This window comes from Salmonella sp. SJTUF14076 (assembly GCF_015534835.1).
Classification (GTDB): domain Bacteria; phylum Pseudomonadota; class Gammaproteobacteria; order Enterobacterales; family Enterobacteriaceae; genus Salmonella; species Salmonella enterica.
The window spans coordinates 1286746-1308952 of record NZ_CP064674.1 but is presented as its reverse complement, the minus strand read 5'-3'; the positions used below and the strand labels follow the sequence as shown (position 1 = coordinate 1308952).

The following is a 22207-nucleotide window of genomic DNA, read 5'->3' as shown; positions in this document are numbered from 1 at the left end:
CACAAACGCTTACGCGTAAACCGGGAAGCGGGCGCAGATATCCAGCACTTTCGCTTTCACGCGTTCAATGGTGGCTTCATCATTGATGTTGTCCAGCACGTCACACATCCAGCCAGCCAGCTCTTTCACTTCCGCTTCTTTGAAGCCGCGACGAGTGACCGCCGGAGAACCGATACGGATACCGGAAGTCACGAACGGGCTCTTAGGATCGTTCGGCACGCTGTTTTTGTTCACGGTGATGTTAGCGCGGCCCAGCGCGGCGTCAGCTTCTTTACCGGTCAGGTTTTTATCCACCAGGTCCAGCAGGAACAGGTGGTTCTCAGTGCCGCCAGACACCACTTTGTAGCCGCGGTTCAGGAACACTTCCACCATCGCTTTGGCGTTTTTCGCCACCTGCTGCTGGTAAACTTTGAACTCCGGCTCCATCGCTTCTTTCAGTGCTACCGCTTTACCCGCGATCACGTGCATCAGCGGGCCGCCCTGCGCGCTTGGGAAGACGGCGGAGTTCAGTTTTTTGTACAGCTCTTCGTCGCCGCCTTTCGCCAGGATCAGGCCGCCGCGCGGACCCGCCAGGGTTTTGTGGGTGGTGGTGGTGACAACGTGAGCGTGCGGAACCGGGTTCGGGTAAACGCCTGCGGCAATCAGGCCCGCCACGTGTGCCATGTCGACAAACAGGTATGCGCCGATGCTGTCAGCGATTTCACGCATTTTTGCCCAGTCAACCACGCCGGAGTAGGCAGAGAAGCCACCGATAATCATCTTCGGCTTGTGCTCTTTGGCCAGCTTCGCCATCTCGTCATAGTCAATTTTACCGGACTCATCGATACCGTAAGGTACGATGTTGTACAGTTTACCGGAGAAGTTAACCGGGGAGCCGTGAGTCAGGTGGCCGCCCTGCGCCAGGTTCATACCCAGAACGGTATCGCCCGGTTGCAGCAGCGCGGTGTAAACAGCGAAGTTAGCCTGAGAACCGGAGTGCGGCTGCACGTTAGCGTAGTCGGCGCCGAACAGTTCTTTCGCGCGGTCGATAGCCAGTTGCTCAACGACATCAACGTATTCGCAACCGCCGTAGTAGCGCTTGCCCGGATATCCTTCAGCGTATTTGTTGGTCAGCTGAGACCCCTGCGCCTGCATCACGCGCGGGCTGGTGTAGTTTTCGGAGGCGATCAGTTCGATGTGCTCTTCCTGACGTACTTTTTCCTGCTCCATAGCCTGCCACAACTCGGCATCATAATCGGCAATGTTCATTTCACGCTTTAACATCCGCATCTCCTGACTCAGCTAACAATAAAATTTGTGCCTGAAAAGGCAGTCCGTGGGACTTCGGCCAACAGTATAACCGAATCATTCTTCGATAACAGGTCTTGACAAAGGTTTTTACGCAAACGATTACCTGTGCGTCAGATAAGGGTTTCCTGAACGAGAGCCTGACGAATTTCAACGGATTTCTTTTCAGCTTTGTGATGCAGATTTTTCACGTTGTTACATCCATAACGTAAAGCAGAGAAGATCCATTTACAATGCAAGGGTATTTTTATAAGATGCATTTGATATACATCATTAGATTTTCACATAAAGGAAGCACGTATGCTTGACGCACAAACCATCGCTACAGTAAAGGCCACCATTCCCCTGCTGGTTGAAACAGGACCGAAACTGACCGCCCACTTCTACGACCGTATGTTTACGCATAACCCGGAGCTCAAAGAAATCTTCAATATGAGCAACCAGCGTAACGGTGATCAGCGCGAAGCCCTGTTTAATGCTATCGCGGCCTACGCCAGCAATATCGAAAATTTACCGGCGTTGCTGCCGGCGGTAGAAAAAATCGCGCAGAAGCACACCAGCTTCCAGATTAAGCCGGAGCAGTACAACATCGTCGGGACGCATCTGCTGGCGACGCTGGACGAAATGTTCAACCCAGGCCAGGAAGTGCTGGACGCGTGGGGCAAAGCCTATGGCGTACTGGCTAACGTCTTTATTCATCGGGAAGCCGAGATTTATCACGAGAACGCCAGCAAAGACGGCGGCTGGGAAGGCACGCGCCCCTTCCGCATCGTTGCGAAAACCCCGCGTAGCGCACTGATCACCAGCTTTGAGTTTGAACCGGTCGACGGCGGTACGGTGGCGGAATACCGTCCCGGGCAGTATCTGGGCGTCTGGCTGAAGCCGGAAGGTTTTGCGCATCAGGAGATCCGCCAATATTCACTGACCCGTAAACCCGATGGCAAAGGGTACCGTATTGCCGTGAAGCGTGAAGACGGCGGCCAGGTATCAAACTGGTTACACCATCACGCCAGCGTAGGCGATGTGGTACATCTGGCTGCGCCGGCAGGTGACTTCTTTATGAATGTCGCCGCTGATACCCCCGTTTCGCTGATTTCCGCTGGCGTCGGCCAGACGCCGATGTTAGCGATGCTCGATACGCTGGCGAAAGAACAGCATACCGCGCAGGTGAACTGGTTCCACGCGGCGGAGAACGGCGACGTCCATGCGTTTGCCGACGAAGTGAGCGAGCTGGGCCGTACACTGCCGCGTTTCACTGCCCATACCTGGTACCGCGAGCCAACCGAGGCCGATCGCGCCCAACGCCTCTTTGACAGCGAAGGGCTGATGGATTTAAGCAAACTGGAAGCCGCGATCAGCGATCCGGCAATGCAGTTCTATCTTTGCGGCCCGGTAGGCTTTATGCAGTTTGCCGCAAAACAACTGGTTTCACTTGGCGTGAATAACGAAAACATTCATTACGAATGCTTCGGCCCGCATAAGGTGCTGTAATTGCAAGAAATCCTCTGAAAAAACGGGCGTTATCGTTAAGGCGAACGCCCGTTTTCCTCCCCGTTCCCCTGCTTATTGCGCTGCTTTTTATGCCTTTCTTTTACAAAAAAGGGTGACTAGTCCTGATATAGGTTGACAGTTTTTTGTCTGTAAAACGCCTGATGAACATCATCGGGCGTTTTGTATTTCAGGGCCAGGTGTGGCCGTTCATGGTTATAAATTGCCACGGACTCTTTTACTATTTCCCGCGCTTGCTCCAGGTCTGCAGGACGCGAGAGTAAAAACTCATTTTTCAGTATCCCGTTTATTCTCTCAGCCAGCGCATTCTGGTAGCAGTCGTAACCATCGGTCATTGAACAGGTTATTCCGTTTCGCTCATGAACTGACTGATAAAGTACCGAACAGTATTGCAGTCCTCTGTCAGAGTGATGTACCAGCGGACCTGTCGTTTTTCTCCGCCTCAGAGCCTGCCTGAACGCCTTTACCACATTTTCTGTCTGCAGGTTTTCCCCGACATGGTAACCCACGATTTTTCTGGAGCAGGCATCGGTGACCAGACTCAGACAGGCCGTGCCGCTGCGTAGTGGAAGGTAAGTAATATCGGCGACCCAGACCTGCTCTGGCTCAAGGGCGGTAACCTGTTCAGGGCCGGGTTTCAGCAGATTAGGATGCCGGTAAAAGCGATGATGGCTGTTGGTGGTTTTGTGATATGCCCGTTTCACGGGTACCAGGAGCCGGTATTCACCCAGCAGATTAAACAGACGGTCCCGTCCGATATTCAGCGTTTTATCGGCCTGCATGTTCAGCAGATAGTGCAGTTTACGCGTACCGATTCGCGGCTGGCGGCACCGGGTACGGGCAACAAAATCAAGAACCTGAGCATGATGCTCCTGCCGTTTATTACATCTTGTATTGTACTGGTACCACGCCTGTCTGCTGTGCCCCAGGAACTGACATGCACGCGTAACTGTTATTTTGGGGGCCTGACTTTGCGTGAGGACTTGCCGGGCCGCTTTTTTACAACACTTACCCCGTAATCATTTTTCAGGACGTTGATAACGGACTCAAAAAACTCAGCTTTCTGGTTTGCCAGCTCAAGCTGTTCTTCAAGTTCCCTGATTCTTTGCTCGGGTGTCAGCGGGATAGTTGTCTGAGCCACAGGCAGTTTCCTCTTCACCAGGTCAGGAAGTCCGGGTCTCCAGTCAAGCCGGCCATATTTACGCAGCCAGACAAGTACGGTGGAGCGCCCCTGAATGCCATATCGCTGCTGGGCCTGTTTATAGGTCATCTCGCCTTTTTCGACCTGCTCAACGACGGCTATTTTAAAGGATAGAGGATAATCGCGTTGGGTGCGTTTGAACTCAGTCATCATCACGTTCTCCGGATTTAAGTCTGGAACGTGTCAACGCTATTCAGGACGGGTCAGGGGAATAAAAAAAGTCTGTGCAAATCGTGTTATTATTAACGTTTGACTTAGCTCGTTAGGGCATCTTTTTATGCAGCAACCTGTTGTACGCATTGGAGAGTGGCTGGTTACACCTTCTGTTAATCAGATCAGTCGTCAGGGACGCCAGATTACTCTTGAACCACGGCTGATCGATCTTCTGATGTATTTTGCGCATCATCCGGATGAAGTGTTAAGCCGGGATAACATTATTGATCATGTCTGGATGCGCACCATCGTGACCAACCATGTTGTCACCCAAAGCATTTCTGAACTACGCAAATCATTAAGAGATGGCGGAGACAGCAATGCTGAATACATCGTTACCGTACCTAAACGCGGCTATAAGCTGACGGCGCCGGTTATCTGGTGCGAAGAAAATAGCGATGAGATCGATAATTCATCAACGTCGTCGCAGCCGCCGATCGCAGCGACGAATGCAGAACCGACGGAGGGGGTTACTGCCGCTACGCCTGTGCCGCCCGCCTCTTTGCAAACGCCGACTAAAAAGGCGAAAAAGCCGCGTATCGCCGCTTTCTGGACGTGGGTGATGTTCCTGCTCTCGCTGGCGACGCTGGTGGTGTTTATCGTGATGTCGGTGGTAGATCATAATGCCGCGGTAACAAAAACGCGGTTATTACTTAACCCACGAGATATAGATGTTCGTTTTGAAGGCGGCAATTCCTGTAATAACTGGGTCTCGCAGGAGTCCTACGCCATCGGTCTGGGCGGCTTAATCACCGACCTGCTGAACACCTACTCGACCTTTATGGTGCACGATAAAACCAATTACCGGGTCAATGAGCCAAGCAGCTCCGGTAAGACGTTAACCATTCAGTTTGTCAATCAGCGCCACTATCGGGCGCAGCAGTGCTTTATGTCTGTGGTGCTCATTGATAACGCCGATGGTTCAACCATGCTGGATAAGCGTTATTTCGTCACCAATACTAACCAGTTGTCCATCCAGGATGATCTGTTTAATAGCCTGTCTTTCGTTTTAACACAGCCCTGGCCTAATCGTATGCGAGAACAACTGGCCCTGTTCAGAACGCCGCAAAATACCGCGCTGATGCGTTTTTATGAGGCGCGCCAGCTTATTCTGAGCGGCGATGCGCAGGCGCTAAGTAAAGCCAGCGATATTCTGAATGGCATTATTAAGGAAACGCCTGATTTCAACTATGCCTATGAATATAAAGTGCTGGTAGATGTATTACGGCAATCACAACAGCCGTTTGATAAAGAACAAGTGGCTGCGCTGAACGAAGAGTTTAAAAAAATAGATCAAATTCCGGGCGTTGAGAAAACGTCTGTTTATTATAAAATCAAGACCGTTGATCTTTTGGGCAAAGGTGATATCGATGCAGCGTATGAGGAAATCAATAAAAGCATCGAGCTTGAAATGTCGTGGTTTAACTATGTCCTGTTGGGGAAAGTTTACGAAATGAAAGGTGAGAATCGTCTGGCCGCTGATGCCTATCTGACCGCCTTTAATTTACGTCCAGGTGAAAACACGCTGTACTGGATCGAAAATGGCGTATTTCAGACATCCGTTCAGAAAATTGTCCCTTATCTGAATAGTTTTCTGGCAGAAGATTAAATTTAACGCTGAACTATGACAAATAAAAGCGAAAAGATATTAAATTTTTCGCTTTTATTTTGTGAAAAACATGTTGCCAAAAATAGCTTATGTTAATTTTGGCAACATATTCATCGCAAAGATATGTAAATATAACTCTTTGTAATTAAACGATGTTTATCCTTTCATGATATTTTTCATGATATTTATATGTTAATTCAAAAAAATCAATCTATCAGTTTTTTCATGTTTGTGTTTATTTCACTTTTTCTTTAGGACTTATCTCAACTCATTCGTTAATCTTGTCGACAGTTGAACGGGCACGCAGCATATATGAAGCATAAGCCCGGTTCTTAAAAATACAGCTCAGGAGAAATGAACATGAGTTCTGTCAAAAAGATCGGGCTATTTGCCTGTACTGGCGTCGTTGCCGGTAATATGATGGGGAGCGGGATTGCATTATTACCCGCCAACCTTGCCAGTATTGGTGGCATTGCCATCTGGGGCTGGGTAATTTCTATTATTGGGGCAATGTCGCTGGCTTATGTTTATGCGAGGCTGGCAACCAAAAACCCGCAACAGGGTGGCCCTATCGCTTATGCTGGGGAAATATCTCCGGCGTTTGGTTTCCAGACCGGCGTTCTTTATTATCACGCAAACTGGATTGGTAACTTAGCCATCGGTATTACCGCGGTTTCTTATCTTTCTACATTCTTCCCGGCATTAAATAATCCAATACCGGCAGGTATTGCCTGTATTGCTATCGTCTGGCTGTTCACCTTTATTAATATGCTGGGCGGGGCCTGGGTCAGCCGCTTGACAACGATTGGCCTATTCCTGGTGCTGATCCCGGTAGTCTTGACCGCAGTCGCCGGCTGGCATTGGTTCGATATCGCGACCTATCACGCGAACTGGAACACGTCCACGACGACCGACTCTCACGCCATTGTTAAAAGTATTCTGCTCTGCCTGTGGGCGTTCGTTGGCGTTGAGTCTGCCGCCGTCAGCACCGGCATGGTGAAAAACCCGAAACGCACCGTACCGCTGGCAACCATGCTGGGTACCGCGCTGGCAGGCATCATCTATATCGCCGCGACTCAGGTTATCGCCGGGATGTTCCCAGCTTCCGTTATGGCCTCTTCCGGCGCGCCGTTCGCTATCAGTACCTCCACGATTCTGGGTGGCTGGGCTGCGCCGCTGGTTTCCGCCTTTACCGCTTTCGCCTGCCTGACGTCTCTGGGCTCCTGGATGATGCTGGTCGGCCAGGCTGGGGTTCGCGCCGCCAACGACGGCAACTTCCCGAAAATTTACGGTGAAATGGATAAAAACGGTATTCCGAAAAAAGGTCTGCTGTTGGCTGCGGTGAAAATGACGGCGCTGATGATTCTGATCACCATCATGAACTCCAGCGGCGGTAAAGCGTCCGACCTGTTCGGCGAACTGACCGGGATTGCCGTACTGCTTACCATGCTGCCGTACTTCTACTCCTGTGTTGACCTGATTCGCTTCGAAGGGTTCAACATCCGTAACTCGGTAAGCCTAATTTGTTCTGTACTGGGCTGCGCATTTTGCTTCATCGCACTGATGGGCGCCAGCTCCTTCGAACTCTCCGGCACCTTTATCGTCAGTCTGATCATCCTGATGTTCTACGGTCGCAAAATGCACCAGCGCCAGAACAACGACAGCGACAACAATACGGCTGAAGCGCTTTAACCGCTAACTCCTTTTTCTCAAAGCCCCTTTCGTCACCTGCTATAGCGTAGCGGGAGGGGCCCACTTTACCAGGAACAAGACTATGAACGTTATTGCTATCATGAACCACATGGGCGTCTACTTTAAAGAAGAGCCTATTCGTGAACTGCATCGTGCACTGGAAGGTTTAAATTTCCGTATCGTCTATCCAAACGACCGAGAAGACCTGCTGAAGCTGATTGAAAATAACTCCCGCCTTTGCGGCGTCATTTTCGACTGGGATAAATATAACCTTGAGCTTTGCGAAGAGATTAGCAAGCTGAACGAGTATATGCCGCTGTACGCCTTCGCCAACAGCTACTCTACGCTGGACGTCAGCCTCAACGATCTGAGAATGCAGGTTCGCTTCTTTGAATATGCTTTAGGCGCCGCAGCCGATATCGCGGCGAAAATTCGCCAGAATACCGATGAATACATCGACAATATTCTGCCGCCGCTGACAAAAGCGCTGTTCAAATATGTGCGCGAAGGGAAATACACTTTCTGCACGCCTGGCCACATGGGCGGTACTGCTTTCCAGAAAAGCCCCGTCGGCAGCATCTTTTATGATTTCTTCGGCCCGAACACGATGAAATCCGATATTTCGATTTCCGTTTCCGAACTGGGTTCACTGCTGGACCACTCCGGCCCACATAAAGAAGCGGAAGAGTATATCGCCCGCGTCTTTAACGCCGAACGTAGCTACATGGTGACGAACGGCACCTCTACGGCGAACAAAATCGTCGGTATGTACTCCGCGCCGGCAGGCAGCACGGTACTGATTGACCGTAACTGCCATAAATCGCTGACCCATCTGATGATGATGAGCGACATTACGCCGATTTATTTCCGCCCAACCCGTAACGCCTACGGTATTCTTGGCGGTATTCCGCAAAGCGAGTTCCAGCACGCCACTATCGCTAAACGGGTAAAAGAGACGCCTAACGCAACCTGGCCGGTCCACGCTGTTATTACTAACTCAACCTATGACGGTCTGTTGTATAACACTGACTACATCAAGAAAACTCTGGATGTGAAGTCCATTCATTTTGACTCCGCCTGGGTGCCTTATACCAATTTCTCCCCTATTTATCAGGGTAAATGCGGTATGAGCGGCGACCGTGTAGAAGGCAAAATCATTTATGAAACCCAGTCCACGCATAAACTGCTGGCGGCGTTTTCACAGGCATCCATGATTCATGTTAAAGGCGACATTAACGAAGAAACCTTTAACGAAGCCTACATGATGCATACCACCACTTCTCCGCACTACGGTATCGTAGCGTCTACTGAAACCGCAGCGGCGATGATGAAAGGTAATGCGGGTAAACGCCTGATTAACGGCTCTATTGAACGTGCGATTAAATTCCGTAAAGAAATTAAACGCCTGAAAAGCGAATCTGACGGCTGGTTCTTTGACGTATGGCAGCCGGAACATATCGATGGAGCTGAGTGCTGGCCGCTGCGTTCAGATAGCGCATGGCATGGCTTCAAAAATATCGATAACGAACACATGTACCTCGACCCGATCAAAGTCACTATCCTGACGCCGGGGATGAAGAAAGACGGTACGATGGATGAGTTCGGTATTCCGGCAAGTCTGGTCGCCAAATATCTCGATGAACGTGGCATCATCGTAGAAAAAACCGGTCCATACAACCTGCTGTTCCTGTTCAGCATTGGTATCGACAAAACCAAAGCTCTGAGCCTGCTGCGCGCGCTCACTGAATTTAAACGCGCCTTTGACCTGAACCTGCGCGTCAAAAACATTCTGCCGGCACTGTACCGCGAAGCGCCTGAGTTTTATGAAAATATGCGCATCCAGGAACTGGCGCAGAATATTCATAAACTGGTCGAACACCATAATCTGCCGGACTTAATGTACCGTGCGTTTGAAGTGCTGCCGAAAATGGTGATGACGCCGTATACTGCGTTCCAGAAAGAACTGCATGGCGAAACGGAAGAGGTGTATCTTGAAGAGATGGTTGGACGCGTCAACGCCAACATGATCCTTCCTTACCCTCCGGGAGTGCCGCTGGTGATGCCTGGTGAAATGATCACCGAGGAAAGCCGTCCGGTACTGGAATTCCTGCAAATGCTGTGCGAAATCGGCGCCCACTATCCGGGCTTCGAAACCGATATCCACGGCGCCTATCGTCAGGCAGACGGACGTTACACCGTTAAGGTGCTGAAAGAAAATACGAAATAAGTACCAAAGGGAAGTGGCTTGCCACTTCCCTTTTTTCACGCAGCAAGGAGACTTTATGAAAACACCCTCACAACCGCGCGCGATTTTTTACATCGTGGCGATTCAAATTTGGGAATACTTCAGCTTTTACGGCATGCGTGCCTTACTCATCCTTTATCTTACCCACCAGCTTGGTTTTAATGACAGCCACGCGATCAACCTCTTCAGCGCCTACGCCTCTTTAGTTTACGTTACCCCTATTCTTGGCGGCTGGCTTGCCGACCGCCTGCTTGGCAACCGCGTGGCGGTTATCACCGGCGCCTTATTGATGACGCTGGGTCATGTGGTATTGGGCTTAGAATCTGATTCAACGCTGAGTTTATATGCGGCGCTGGCCATTATTATCTGCGGCTACGGCTTGTTTAAATCCAATATTAGCTGTCTGCTGGGCGAACTTTACGCCCCTGATGACAACCGCCGCGACGGAGGATTCTCGCTGCTCTACGCCGCCGGAAATATTGGATCGATAGCCGCGCCGATCGCCTGTGGTCTGGCGGCGCAGTGGTATGGCTGGCATGTCGGCTTTGCGCTGGCGGGCGTGGGAATGTTCATCGGCCTGCTCATCTTTTTAAGCGGTCATCGCCACTTTCAGCAGACGCGCGGTGTTAATCGCCCCGCGCTGCGGGCGGTTAAATTCGCCCTTCCAACCTGGGGTTGGCTGGTATTAATGCTGTGTATCGCGCCGGTATTCTTCACCCTCCTGCTGGAAAATAACTGGTCTGGCTATGTGCTGGCCATTGTCTGCGTCTTCGCGGCGCAACTTATCGCCCGTATTATGGTTAAATTTCCCGAACACCGTCGCGCCTTGTGGCAAATCGTTCTGTTAATGATCACCGGCACTCTCTTCTGGGTTCTGGCGCAGCAGGGTGGAAGTTCGATCAGTTTATTCATCGACCGTTTTGTCAACCGCCACTGGCTGAACATGACCGTCCCCACCGCATTGTTCCAGTCGGTCAATGCGATTGCGGTGATGGCGGCGGGCGTGGTGCTGGCGTGGCTGAGCAGCCCGAAAGAGAGCGCCCGCTCGGTGCTGCGCGTCTGGCTTAAATTTGCCGTGGGGCTGGTATTAATGGGCGGCGGTTTTATGCTGCTGGCGCTAAACGCGCATCAGGCCCGGTTAGACGGGCAGGCATCAATGGGAATGATGATCGCAGGGCTGGCGCTGATGGGCTTTGCGGAGCTGTTTATTGATCCGGTCGCGATGGCGCAAATTACCCGCCTCAACCTGCCTGGCGTCACGGGCGTACTAACCGGTATTTATATGCTGGCGACCGGCGCGGTCGCTAACTGGCTGGCTGGCGTCGTCGCGCAACAAACCACGGAATCGCAAATTAGTGATACGGCGGTAGCCGCCTACGGACACTTTTTCTCGCAAATGGGCGAGTGGACGCTAAGTTGCGTGGCGCTGATCGTCGCCATTGTCGGCCTGAGATGGGTTTGCACCCGGACTACATCGGCGCTACCGCAGGGCGATTAAACGGTGGTTCGCTGCCCACAAGGAGGGGACGGGCAGCGAATCGGCACATCAGATAGCCGCGTCGTCTTCTTCGCCAGTACGGATACGAATAACGCGGGCGACATCAAAGACAAAGATCTTACCGTCGCCGATTTTCCCCGTCTGCGCGGTACGAATGATGGTGTCAACACAGGTATCCACGATGTCGTCAGGCACAACGATTTCAATTTTTACCTTCGGCAGAAAATCCACCATATATTCCGCGCCGCGATACAGCTCGGTGTGGCCTTTTTGACGGCCAAAGCCTTTGACTTCAGTGACCGTCATGCCGGTAATACCTACCTCGGCCAGCGCTTCACGGACATCGTCCAGCTTGAAGGGTTTAATAATCGCATCAATCTTTTTCATGCTATTCCTTGAAAAGGTCGCCTGTGTTTTGATCGGTTAAACGTAACATATTTCGCGCTACTTTACGGCATGAAAACTACTCTTTGAAATCATTCGCATCCAGTTCGTGACGGGAGAGTAGCTTATAGAATTCCGTGCGGTTGCGCCCCGCCATCCTTGCCGCGTGAGTCACGTTACCTTTGGTAATTTGCAGTAACTTGCGCAGATAGTTCAGTTCAAATTGGTTTCGCGCTTCGGCAAAGGTGGGCAGAGCGGTGTTTTCGCCTTCCAGCGCCTGCTCGACCAACGCATCGCTGATCACCGGCGAAGAGGTTAACGCCACGCATTGTTCAATGACGTTGACCAGTTGGCGCACGTTGCCCGGCCAGCTTGCCGTCATCAGCCGTTTCATTGCATCAGTAGAAAAGGCGCGAACAAACGGTTTATGCCGCTGTGCCGACTGTCTGAGCAGATGATTAGCCAGCAGCGGAATATCCTCGGTACGCTCCGCCAGCGCCGGAATTTTCAGGCTCACAACATTCAGCCGGTAGTACAAATCTTCACGAAATTCGCCCCGCGCCATCGCCTTCGGCAGATCGCGGTGCGTCGCGGAAATAATTCGCACGTCGATATCAATATCGCGATTGCTGCCCAGCGGCCTGACTTTGCGCTCCTGTAACACCCGCAGCAGCTTCACCTGTAACGGCGCGGGCATATCGCCAATTTCATCCAGAAACAGCGTGCCGCCTTCCGCCGCCTGGAACAACCCTTCACGATTGCTCACTGCGCCGGTAAAGGCGCCGCGCGCATGGCCAAATAATTCGGACTCCAGCAACTGTTCCGGCAACGCGCCGCAGTTGATGGCGACAAACGGCTTGTTACTGCGCGGGCTGGCATTATGAATCGCCTGTGCGAAAATCTCTTTCCCGGTGCCGCTTTGTCCGTTAATCAATACGCTGACATCCGACTGCGCGACCATGCGCGCCTGTTCAAGCAGTCGCAGCATCAGCGGGCTACGGGTAACGATAGCGTTGCGCCAGCTATCGTCCGTCGCGGGAGCGGACTGCTCCAGCGCTTCATCTATCGCTTTATATAACGCGTCTCTGTCGATCGGCTTCGTCAAAAAGCTGAATACGCCTTTCTGGGTAGCGGCCACCGCATCCGGAATAGAACCATGCGCCGTCAGAATAATAACCGGCATTCCCGGCTGTACTTTCTGAATTTCTGTGAACAGTTGCATACCATCCATTTCGTCCATGCGCAGGTCGCTTATTACCAGATCCACTTTTTCCCGATGCAGTACCCGTAGTCCTTCCTGGCCGCTCTCTGCGGTCACTACGCTGTATCCTTCACTGGTCAGGCGCATACCGAGCAATTTCAGTAATCCGGGATCGTCATCGACCAGCAGCAGGTGCGCCGGTTTACGGCTTATCATGGCGTTACCTCATCTTGTGACGGCGACGGCGCCGCGCCATCTTCAGACGTCGCGGGTTTGTCATTCGTATGCGGCGTATCGGCGTTGTAATTCCCTGCCGGTTTTCGTGTCGAAAGCTGGCGCTCAATATCGGTTAAACTCTCCAGCTTACGGGTGGTAAGATCGAGCTGCGTTTGCAAGGCCTGTTGCTGCTGGCGCAGCGTATCCAGCTCACTATCTGACGTTTGCTGGAGTTTGCTATAACGCTGACGTTCGGCAGAAAGCGCTAATTGCAACGCCTGACCGTCATGCCAGATTTGGTAGACGGGCCGTACCTGAGCCGGTATTTGCGCGCTTAACGCCTCCAGACGGGTCACTATGGCGCGCCGCTCCGGCGGCGTAATTTTTGCATCCGCCAGTAAAATCCCGCGCCTGAAGGCATTTTGCCAGTTATCATCCGTCAACGCGCGCGCCTCTGCGCGCGACTGAACCGGCATCAGACGATCGGCGCAGTCAATCGTGCGTAGCCAGTACAGCGGATTCGTCTCTACCGCCTGCCCGCGTAGCGACCAGATATCCGCGCACGCCGTCGGGAGATAATCCGCCAGTTGATAATGGGGGAGCGTGTCCTGCGCTGCGCTACCGGGCAGTTGCTGTGAAGCATGGGGAACACATGCGGTCAGCGCCAGACACGATATGCCCACCGGTATTCCCCACCGCAAAAGGCATCGTTTAATAGTTTGGACGAAAACGTGTGACATACGCACCAGGCTTAAATTCATATTAGTGTTTGTCAGATGCAGGCAATGGCAGCGAGATGCGAAAACAAACTTCCTGCGCTTTGTCATCCACCAGTTGGATCTCTCCCTGCATTCGACGAATACAATCTCTGGCGATACTCAGCCCTAACCCACTGCCTTTTACCGCCCCTTTTCGCTGGTGGCTTCCCTGGAAAAAAGGCTCAAAAATCATTTCTCTTTCGGTTTGCGGAATCGGTTCGCCGCTATTAACCACATCGATATAAACCGTGGAGCCCTGAGAGCGACTACGGATACAAATGTTACCGGATTCAGCGCCATAGTGCACCGCGTTGGAATAGAGATTATCCAGCACGCTCATCAGCAACATGGGCTCTGCTATGCAGCGTTCGGCCTCCAGGTCGACATCGGTATGCATCATTTTAGCGCGGGCAGGCAAACTGTGGGCGGAAACCACCATATCCACAAGCGGCGCGATATCGACCGCTTCCAGCTCTGTGGCACTGTCTACCAGTTTCCGGTTGTAATCAAGCAATTGCTCAATCAATTTTTGTAAATTACGACTGCTGTCATCCAGAATATCGACCACCTCTTTTTGCTCCGGCGTCAGCGGCCCAACCACCTGATCGGCCAGCAGCTCAGTCCCCTCGCGCATACTGGCCAGCGGGGTTTTCAGCTCATGGGACAGGTGACGTAGAAACTGATGGCGCTGGGATTCCAGCCACGCCAGACGCTCACTCAGCCAGATAATGCGCTGCCCCACCGATCGTAATTCACGCGGACCGGTAAAGGTGACGGTATTCCCCAAAGAACGGCCTTCGCCCAGGCGATTAATCATCCGTTCAATTCCTTTCACCGGCCCGATAATCATGCGGGTAAAAAGTAGCACCATCGCTAGGCTCACCAGAAATAGCACCAGCGCCTGCCAGCCGAAAAATTGTCCGCGCTCGGCGATTTCTTGTTGTAACTGCTGCCCGCGCGAGTAAACCACAGTACGCGTCGCCTGCACCATTTCCGTATTCGCGTTGGCAAAGGCCTCCAGGCGCGCGGCCGCTGCCGCTTCCGGGCCGCTATCTTTACACTGCAATTGCGCCAGCGCGTTTAAATCCTGGCGTAACGCCTGATACAACTTATCATCCGGCAAGACGCCGGCATGGGCGTCCAGCATATCGCTATAGCGCTTACGCTGGCTTTGATACACTTTTGCCAGCGTCGGATCGTCAAGCACGCAATACTGTCGGTAGCTTCGCTCCATCTCCAGCGCGACGTTGGTCATCGCCTCGCTGCGCCGGGCGTCAATAAGCGTGCTGCGGTTAGTCACCGCAGCTTGATCGCTTAACGCGTTAAGGCTTTGCCACGCCTGCCAGGCCAGAACCAGCAACGGCAGCAGGATCAGCAAAAAGGCCAGCATGACCAATTGTCGTAAAGAACGGGGGAAAACAGACCAGCGCTTCAACGTGTCGCTCACATAAAAGAAGAATAAAAAAGATGCTAACCGAGGGAAGCGCCAGATACAACAAAGCCGGGCTAAACCCGGCTTTGTTATGGAATAAGGCGGTGCCTAACTCGACGTTTCGCCCGGAGGTTGATAAAGCTACGCTATTATCAGAAGTTGGACGGCAGGCACCTTGTTGTGCGTCATTCGAAGTTTATGTAGCGCGTCCCTAAGGGGCTGACATAAGAAGGTGAATGAGCCACTGGTTATCATTATGCAGTAATTGTGCCAACATTCAAAAGACTTTGTTAACACAATGATAGATATGAAAAATATCGCTATTCATGCTAAAAATGGCTCTGTCTGTTTTTTGCCCTTTCTGTCGCCAATCAGCAACACCTGTAACACCTAAAAATAAAACAATTTAAAATCAAATAGTTAAATGTCTCTTTTTGGCGACAACCTATCCCCCACTCATGTCGGGATTTCCCGACACTTTAATCTTGCGGCATAAGCACTAGTTTATTGCCGGATGGCGGCGTAAACGCCTTATCCGGCCTACCGCTTGACGTTCAAGACGGTAGCTTCAACCGCGCTTCCCCGTGGGCCTGATAAGCGCCGTCTACAAAAAAGCCCCTCGTGAAGAGGGGCTTAATGGCTATCGGGCTAATTAACCAAGCTGCTTACGCGCATTACGGAAGATACGCATCCACGGGCTATCCTCGCCCCAGTTTTCCGGGTGCCAGGAGTTGGCGACGGTGCGGAATACACGTTCCGGATGCGGCATCATAATCGTCACCCGACCGTTTTCGGTCGTCACCGCCGTGATGCCGTTCGGCGAACCGTTCGGGTTAGCCGGATAGGTTTCAGTCACCTTACCAAAGTTATCAACGTAGCGCAGAGCGACCAGGCCTTTGCTCTCAAGCGCGGCAAGATGCGCATCGTCCCGCACCTCAACGCGCCCTTCCCCATGGGAAACCGCAATCGGCATCTGTGAGCCTACCATTCCTTGCAGCAGCAGCGATGGGCTTTGCGTCACTTCTACCAGGCTGAAGCGGGCTTCGAAGCGGTCAGAATGGTTACGTACAAAACGCGGCCACAGTTCGCTGCCCGGGATCAGCTCGCGCAGATTCGACATCATCTGGCAACCGTTGCACACGCCCAGCGCCAGCGTCTGCGGACGATAGAAGAAGGTTTCGAATTCGTCGCGCACCCGATGGTTAAACAGAATGGATTTCGCCCAACCTTCGCCTGCCCCCAGCACGTCGCCGTAGGAAAAGCCGCCGCAAGCCACCAGCGCATGGAAGTTGCCCAGACCGATACGACCGCCCAGCAGGTCGCTCATATGGACGTCAATCGCGTCAAAGCCCGCACGATGGAACGCCGCCGCCATCTCCACGTGAGAGTTCACCCCCTGCTCGCGCAGTACAGCGACTTTCGGTCGTGCGCCTGTCGCAATGTACGGCGCGGCGATATCTTCATTAATATCAAACGACAGCTTCACGTTGAGGCCCGGATCGGCATCATTCGCTTTCGCCTCGTGTTCCTGGTCAGCACATTGCGGATTGTCGCGCAGACGCTGCATCTGCCAGGTGGTTTCCGCCCACCAGACACGCAGCGTAGTGCGGCTTTCGCTGAATACCGTCTGGTCATTAGCGGTAATCACAAAGCGATCGCCAGCCAGGGCCTGACCAAGGTAGTGGACGCAGTCAGCAAGGCCGTACTGCGCCAACAGCGTTTCGACCGCGTCTCTGTCTTCAGCGCGTACCTGAATCACGCCGCCCAGCTCCTCGTTGAACAGTGCGGCCAGATGGTCATCGCCCAGCGCGGCGATATCGACCTGCACGCCGCAGTGGCCGGCAAAGGCCATCTCGGCCAGCGTCACCAGCAGACCGCCGTCGGAACGGTCGTGCCAGGCCAGTAATTTACGCGCAGCGACCAGCGCCTGCATGGCGTCATAGAAGCCTTTCAGTTGCGCGACGTCACGCACGTCCGCGGGTTTGTCGCCAAGCTGACGATAGACCTGCGCCAGCGCCGTTGCGCCCAGCGCGTTGTGGCCCTTACCAAGATCGATCAGCAGCAAGGCGTTATCTTCCGTTGACAGCTGCGGCGTAAGGGTGTGACGCACGTCTTCCACACGGGCAAACGCGGAAATCACCAGCGACAGCGGCGAGGTCATTTCGCGCTGTTCGTTGCCTTCCTGCCAGCGGGTTTTCATCGACATCGAATCTTTGCCCACCGGAATCGTCAGGCCAAGCTGCGGACAGAGTTCCTCTCCCACCGCTTTAACCGCGTCATACAAACCGGCATCTTCGCCAGGATGACCGGCTGCCGCCATCCAGTTAGCGGAAAGCTTGATGCGCTTGATATCGCCAATCTGCGTCGCGGCAATGTTAGTCAACGCTTCACCGACGGCCAGACGGGCGGAGGCGGCAAAGTCCAGCAGCGCCACCGGCGCGCGCTCGCCAATCGACATCGCTTCGCCGTAGTAGCTGTCGAGGCTGGCGGTAGTGACCGCGCAGTCAGCCACCGGGACCTGCCACGGGCCAACCATCTGGTCACGCGCCACCATACCGGTGACGGTACGGTCGCCAATAGTGACAAGGAAGGTTTTTTCCGCCACGGTCGGCAGATGCAGAACACGATTTACCGCGTCGGCAATTGTGATATCCGCGCGGTTCAGCGCATCGCCTTTCGCCTTCAATGTTTGCACATCGCGGGTCATTTTCGGCGTTTTGCCCAGCAGGACATCCAGCGGCAGGTCGATCGGCTGATTGTCGAAATGGTTATCATGCAACGAGAGATGCTGTTCTTCGGTAGCGTCGCCAATGACCGCATACGGCGCGCGTTCGCGCTTACACAGTTCATCGAACAGCGGCAACTGGTCAGCCGCGACCGCCAGTACGTAGCGCTCCTGGGATTCGTTACACCAGATTTCCAGCGGGCTCATGCCCGGCTCGTCGCTAAGAATGTCGCGCAGTTCGAACTTCCCGCCGCGCCCGCCGTCGCTCACCAGCTCCGGCATCGCATTGGAGAGACCGCCCGCGCCCACATCATGGATAAACAGGATTGGGTTAGCGTCGCCCAACTGCCAGCAGCGGTCGATCACTTCCTGGCAGCGGCGTTCCATTTCCGGGTTATCGCGCTGAACAGAGGCAAAATCGAGATCCGCATCAGACTGGCCGGAAGCCATTGAAGAAGCCGCGCCGCCGCCGAGGCCGATATTCATCGCCGGGCCGCCAAGGACGATCAGCTTCGCGCCGACGACGATCTCGCCTTTCTGCACGTGATCGGCGCGGATATTACCGATCCCGCCCGCCAGCATGATCGGCTTGTGGTAGCCACGCAGCTCTTCGCCATTGTGGCTGTTCACTTTCTCTTCATAAGTACGGAAGTAGCCGGTCAGCGCCGGGCGACCAAATTCGTTGTTAAACGCCGCGCCGCCCAGCGGACCTTCGGTCATGATATCCAGCGCGGTGACAATACGTTCCGGCTTGCCAAAATCCTCTTCCCACGGCTGTTCAAAGCCCGGAATACGCAGGTTGGAAACGGAGAAGCCCACCAGCCCGGCTTTTGGTTTCGCGCCACGCCCGGTGGCGCCTTCATCACGAATTTCGCCGCCGGAACCGGTCGCCGCCCCCGGCCACGGAGAGATGGCGGTTGGATGGTTATGCGTTTCGACCTTCATCAGAATGTGTGCGGGCTCCTGATGAAAATCGTAACGGCCAGTATTGTGGTCGGCGAAGTAGCGCCCCACCGCAGATCCTTCCATCACCGCGGCATTGTCTTTATAGGCAGAGAGCACATAGTCCGGCGTGGTTTCGAAGGTGTTTTTAATCATTTTAAACAGCGACTTCGGCTGCGGTTTACCGTCGATAATCCAGTCGGCGTTAAAAATCTTGTGGCGGCAGTGCTCGGAGTTCGCCTGGGCGAACATATACAGTTCGATATCGTTCGGGTTGCGCCCCAGTTTGGTAAACGCCTCCTGCAAATAGTCGATTTCATCTTCCGCCAGCGCCAGACCGAGACGCAGGTTGGCGTCAATTAACGCCTGACGGCCTTCTCCCAGCAGATCGACACTGGAAACCGGCGCAGGCTGATGGTGGATAAACAGTTTTTCCGCATCGGTTAAAGAAGAGAACACCGTCTCCATCATACGGTCGTGCAGCTCTGCGGCCACTTGTCGCCACTGTTCCGCCGTCAACGTCGAAGCCTCGATATAGTACGCTACGCCGCGCTCCAGCCGATCAACCTGTTGCAGGCCGCAGTTGTGGGCGATATCCGTTGCTTTTGAAGACCAGGGGGAGATGGTACCAGGACGCGGTGTGACCAACAGGAGTTTACCCGCCGGCGTATGGCTGTTAAGCGCCGGGCCGTATTGTAGCAGACGGGTAAGCTGCGCCTGCTCGCTATCATTTAACGGGGCGTTCAGGTCAGCAAAATGGACATACTCAGCGTATATATTGTGGACCTGGAGGTTGGCAGCCTGAAAGCGCGCCAGCAGTTTATTGATACGGAATGCAGACAGTGCAGGCGAACCACGCAGAATTTCCATCATAAGTCTCTCGTCTTCTAAGCTTCGGTGTGCGCAAGGGGGGAAACGGCCGTCATTATAAAGAATCTGACGCGCCGACGAAACCGTTTGCGTAGAAATAAAATCACCGCTTTTTCTTGTCATACGGTGCGGCTATCGTTGCGAATAAGTTGCCAACTGGCGCATTGTTACGCAAAATGCCGCTCATTAATGACTTATCTATTGCAGCAAAACATCTTTTTCAGCCCGAGGCAACGCACGATCCAGAGAATTAACTAATTGAAAAAATTAAAGATTAATTATCTGTTCATCGGCATATTGACGCTGCTGCTGGCAGCAGCCCTTTGGCCCTCAATCCCCTGGTTCGGTAAAACCGAAAACCATATCGCCGCGATTCAAGCCCGGGGGGTACTGCGCGTCAGTACGATCGACTCGCCATTAACCTATTCCGTTATCAACGGTAAAAAATATGGTCTGGACTATGAACTGGCGCAGCAGTTCGCCAACTATCTCGGCGTGAAGCTGAAAGTGACGGTGCGCCAGAATATCAGCCAGTTGTTTGACGATCTGGATAACGGCAATGCCGACCTGCTCGCGGCAGGGCTGGTCTACGACAGCGCGCGCGTTAAAAACTATCAGCCCGGCCCCATGTATTATTCGGTTTCGCAACAGCTCGTCTACCGGGTCGGACAATATCGCCCACGTTCGCTGGCGACCGTTAACGAGAATCAGCTTACCATTGCGCCAGGGCACGTCGTGGTCAATGACTTACAGCGTTTAAAAGAGACAAAGTTTCCCGACCTGAGCTGGAAGGTGGATGATAAAAAAGGCTCGACGACGCTGCTGGAAGAGGTCATCAGCGGCAAGCTGGATTACACCATTGCCGATTCAGTGGCGATCAGTCTGTTTCAGCGCGTCCATCCCGAACTGGCCGTGGCGCTGGACGTCACGGATGAACAGCCCGTGACCTGGTTTAGCCGACTGGACGACGATAATACGCTCTCCGCCGCGCTGCTCGATTTTTTCAATTCGATCAATGAAGACGGGTCGTTGGCGCGGATCGAAGAGAAATATCTGGGGCATGGCGATGATTTCGACTACGTTGATACCCGCTCTTTCCTGCGAGCGGTGGATAACGTCCTGCCGGAGCTGGAGCCGTTATTTAAAAAATATGCCAAAGAGATAGACTGGCGCCTGCTGGCGGCGATTTCTTATCAGGAATCACACTGGGACCCGCTGGCGACCTCGCCAACCGGCGTGCGCGGCCTGATGATGCTGACTAAAAATACCGCCCAAAGTCTGGGGCTGACCGACCGTACCGATGCGGAGCAAAGCATCAGCGGCGGCGCTCGCTATCTTGAAGATATGATGGCTAAAGTTCCCGAAACCGTTCCGGAAGACGAGCGTATCTGGTTTGCCTTAGCCGCCTACAATATGGGTTATGCGCACATGCTCGATGCCAGATCGCTGACGGTAAAAACCAAAGGCAATCCGGATAGCTGGACCGATGTGAAGCAGCGTTTGCCTCTGTTAAGCCAAAAACCGTATTACAGTAAGCTAACCTACGGTTACGCGCGTGGACATGAGGCTTATGCTTATGTGGAAAATATCCGTAAATACCAGATAAGTTTAGTGGGGTATTTACAGGAAAAAGAAAAGCAGGAAGCGGAAGCCATGAAACTGGCGCAGGATTACCCGGCGGTGTCGCCGGAGGAGCTGAATAAAGCGCCCTTCCCCCTCCTGTCGTTTTTATCGCAGTCATCAGGCTACCTGACGCATTCGCCGTCTTTACTGTTTACGCCGCAGAAGAAAGAAGAAAAATAGCGCGATGGTCTTATCGGATGGCGACGCGCAACGTCTTATCCGGCATTGCGCTATACTACCGGCCCCGCGCCTTCCGCACGGTCGGCTTTCTTCAGGGCTTTAATTTCCTGACGACGCATACGGAAAAAATCACTGAGCAGCGTCGCACATTCATCGCGCAGCACCCCTTCAATAATGTCGACCCGGTGATTCATTCCCGGATGGTGCAGCACATCAATTAGCGATCCGGCCGCGCCGGTTTTTGCATCGCGCGCGCCAAAGACAACGCGTCCAATGCGGCTATGCACCATAGCGCCTGCGCACATCACACAGGGTTCCAGCGTGACATACAGCGTGGTATCCAGTAACCGATAATTCTGCAATACCAGACCGCCCTGACGCAGCGCCATTATTTCAGCATGCGCAGTAGGATCGTGGCGGCCAATGGGTCGGTTCCAGCCTTCGCCAATGACGCGATGGTTATGCACCAATACCGCGCCAACCGGAACCTCGCGTTCGTCCCAGGCGCGTTTCGCCAGCGTCAGCGCGTGGCGCATCCAGTATTCGTGATCTAATTCGACATCAGACAAAGAGGTAACTCCGGTAATGAAAGCGGGCGGCATTATACACAGACGCTATGCGT

15 protein-coding genes are annotated in these 22207 nt (G+C 53.3%); 7 read left to right on the top strand and 8 right to left on the bottom strand.

Annotated features, from left to right (window positions below):
- Positions 1-9: 9 nt before the first annotated feature.
- The gene (glyA, locus tag HU143_RS06370; RefSeq protein WP_000919178.1) at positions 10-1263 is read right to left on the bottom strand and encodes a serine hydroxymethyltransferase; all 1254 of its coding nucleotides are present in this window, start codon (positions 1261-1263) and stop codon (positions 10-12) included.
- 324 nt (positions 1264-1587) lie between these two features.
- On the opposite strand from glyA, the gene hmpA reads away from it, so the two are divergent.
- Positions 1588-2778 (top strand): NO-inducible flavohemoprotein, encoded by a 1191-nt coding sequence (gene hmpA / locus HU143_RS06365; protein ID WP_000883146.1) that lies wholly within the window; start codon positions 1588-1590, stop codon positions 2776-2778.
- Between the two features lie 116 nt (positions 2779-2894).
- Here hmpA and HU143_RS06360 read toward each other — a convergent pair.
- Positions 2895-4150 (bottom strand): IS3-like element ISSen1 family transposase gene (locus tag HU143_RS06360; protein ID WP_085983316.1). Its coding sequence is split into 2 segments (ribosomal slippage): positions 2895-3799 and positions 3799-4150, totalling 1257 coding nucleotides; the frame shifts between segments, so codons are not numbered across the junction.
- Positions 4151-4274: 124 nt separating this feature from the next.
- Here HU143_RS06360 and cadC point away from each other — a divergent pair.
- The 4 genes from cadC (at position 4275) to dtpD (ending at position 11254) form a co-directional block, all read left to right on the top strand.
- Complete coding sequence (gene cadC / locus HU143_RS06355; protein ID WP_023227283.1) at positions 4275-5819, top strand: lysine decarboxylation/transport transcriptional activator CadC; 1545 nt, start codon at positions 4275-4277, stop codon at positions 5817-5819.
- 360 nt (positions 5820-6179) lie between these two features.
- Positions 6180-7511, top strand: a complete 1332-nt coding sequence (gene cadB, locus HU143_RS06350; RefSeq protein ID WP_000100008.1) for a cadaverine/lysine antiporter — start codon at positions 6180-6182, stop codon at positions 7509-7511.
- Positions 7512-7593: 82 nt separating this feature from the next.
- Positions 7594-9738, top strand: coding sequence for a lysine decarboxylase CadA (gene cadA / locus HU143_RS06345; RefSeq protein ID WP_001100652.1), 2145 nt, complete (start codon positions 7594-7596; stop codon positions 9736-9738).
- 55 nt (positions 9739-9793) lie between these two features.
- Positions 9794-11254 (top strand): dipeptide permease DtpD, encoded by a 1461-nt coding sequence (gene dtpD, locus HU143_RS06340; RefSeq protein ID WP_000856793.1) that lies wholly within the window; start codon positions 9794-9796, stop codon positions 11252-11254.
- Between the two features lie 48 nt (positions 11255-11302).
- Here dtpD and glnB read toward each other — a convergent pair whose 3' ends face one another.
- The 5 genes from glnB to purL form a co-directional block, all read right to left on the bottom strand.
- Positions 11303-11641: a nitrogen regulatory protein P-II gene (gene glnB / locus HU143_RS06335; protein ID WP_000717694.1), complete on the bottom strand. Its 339-nt coding sequence runs from the start codon at positions 11639-11641 to the stop codon at positions 11303-11305.
- 76 nt (positions 11642-11717) lie between these two features.
- Complete coding sequence (gene glrR / locus HU143_RS06330; RefSeq protein WP_024131115.1) at positions 11718-13052, bottom strand: two-component system response regulator GlrR; 1335 nt, start codon at positions 13050-13052, stop codon at positions 11718-11720.
- Positions 13052-13816, bottom strand: coding sequence for a two-component system QseEF-associated lipoprotein QseG (gene qseG / locus HU143_RS06325; RefSeq protein ID WP_077909987.1), 765 nt, complete (start codon positions 13814-13816; stop codon positions 13052-13054). Before qseG ends, glrR begins: the two co-directional genes overlap by 1 nt.
- A 1-nt stretch (position 13817) precedes the next feature.
- Positions 13818-15248, bottom strand: a complete 1431-nt coding sequence (gene qseE, locus HU143_RS06320) for a two component system sensor histidine kinase QseE/GlrK (RefSeq protein WP_001676035.1) — start codon at positions 15246-15248, stop codon at positions 13818-13820.
- Between the two features lie 649 nt (positions 15249-15897).
- Positions 15898-19785 carry a phosphoribosylformylglycinamidine synthase gene (gene purL / locus HU143_RS06315; protein WP_024148203.1) on the bottom strand — a complete coding sequence of 1296 codons (3888 nt, stop codon included), beginning with the start codon at positions 19783-19785 and terminating at the stop codon, positions 15898-15900.
- Between the two features lie 24 nt (positions 19786-19809).
- Here purL and HU143_RS06310 point away from each other — a divergent pair, with 24 nt between their 5' ends.
- A complete protein-coding gene (locus HU143_RS06310; RefSeq protein ID WP_001667158.1) occupies positions 19810-20040 on the top strand; it encodes a hypothetical protein in 231 nt (76 codons plus the stop codon).
- A complete protein-coding gene (mltF, locus tag HU143_RS06305) occupies positions 20041-21585 on the top strand; it encodes a membrane-bound lytic murein transglycosylase MltF (protein ID WP_000734249.1) in 1545 nt (514 codons plus the stop codon).
- A gap of 50 nt (positions 21586-21635) precedes the next feature.
- Here the strand turns inward: mltF and tadA are convergent, their stop codons facing one another.
- Positions 21636-22187: a tRNA adenosine(34) deaminase TadA gene (gene tadA / locus HU143_RS06300; RefSeq protein ID WP_023216173.1), complete on the bottom strand. Its 552-nt coding sequence runs from the start codon at positions 22185-22187 to the stop codon at positions 21636-21638.
- Between the last annotated feature and the right edge of the window lie 20 nt (positions 22188-22207).

Coding starts and splice junctions, on each gene's coding strand:
- glyA (WP_000919178.1), bottom strand. CDS start 1,263: ATGTTAAAGCGTGAAATGAACATTGCCGATTATGATGCCGAGTTGTGG.
- hmpA (WP_000883146.1), top strand. CDS start 1,588: ATGCTTGACGCACAAACCATCGCTACAGTAAAGGCCACCATTCCCCTG.
- cadC (WP_023227283.1), top strand. CDS start 4,275: ATGCAGCAACCTGTTGTACGCATTGGAGAGTGGCTGGTTACACCTTCT.
- cadB (WP_000100008.1), top strand. CDS start 6,180: ATGAGTTCTGTCAAAAAGATCGGGCTATTTGCCTGTACTGGCGTCGTT.
- cadA (WP_001100652.1), top strand. CDS start 7,594: ATGAACGTTATTGCTATCATGAACCACATGGGCGTCTACTTTAAAGAA.
- dtpD (WP_000856793.1), top strand. CDS start 9,794: ATGAAAACACCCTCACAACCGCGCGCGATTTTTTACATCGTGGCGATT.
- glnB (WP_000717694.1), bottom strand. CDS start 11,641: ATGAAAAAGATTGATGCGATTATTAAACCCTTCAAGCTGGACGATGTC.
- qseG (WP_077909987.1), bottom strand. CDS start 13,816: ATGAATTTAAGCCTGGTGCGTATGTCACACGTTTTCGTCCAAACTATT.
- purL (WP_024148203.1), bottom strand. CDS start 19,785: ATGATGGAAATTCTGCGTGGTTCGCCTGCACTGTCTGCATTCCGTATC.
- tadA (WP_023216173.1), bottom strand. CDS start 22,187: ATGCCGCCCGCTTTCATTACCGGAGTTACCTCTTTGTCTGATGTCGAA.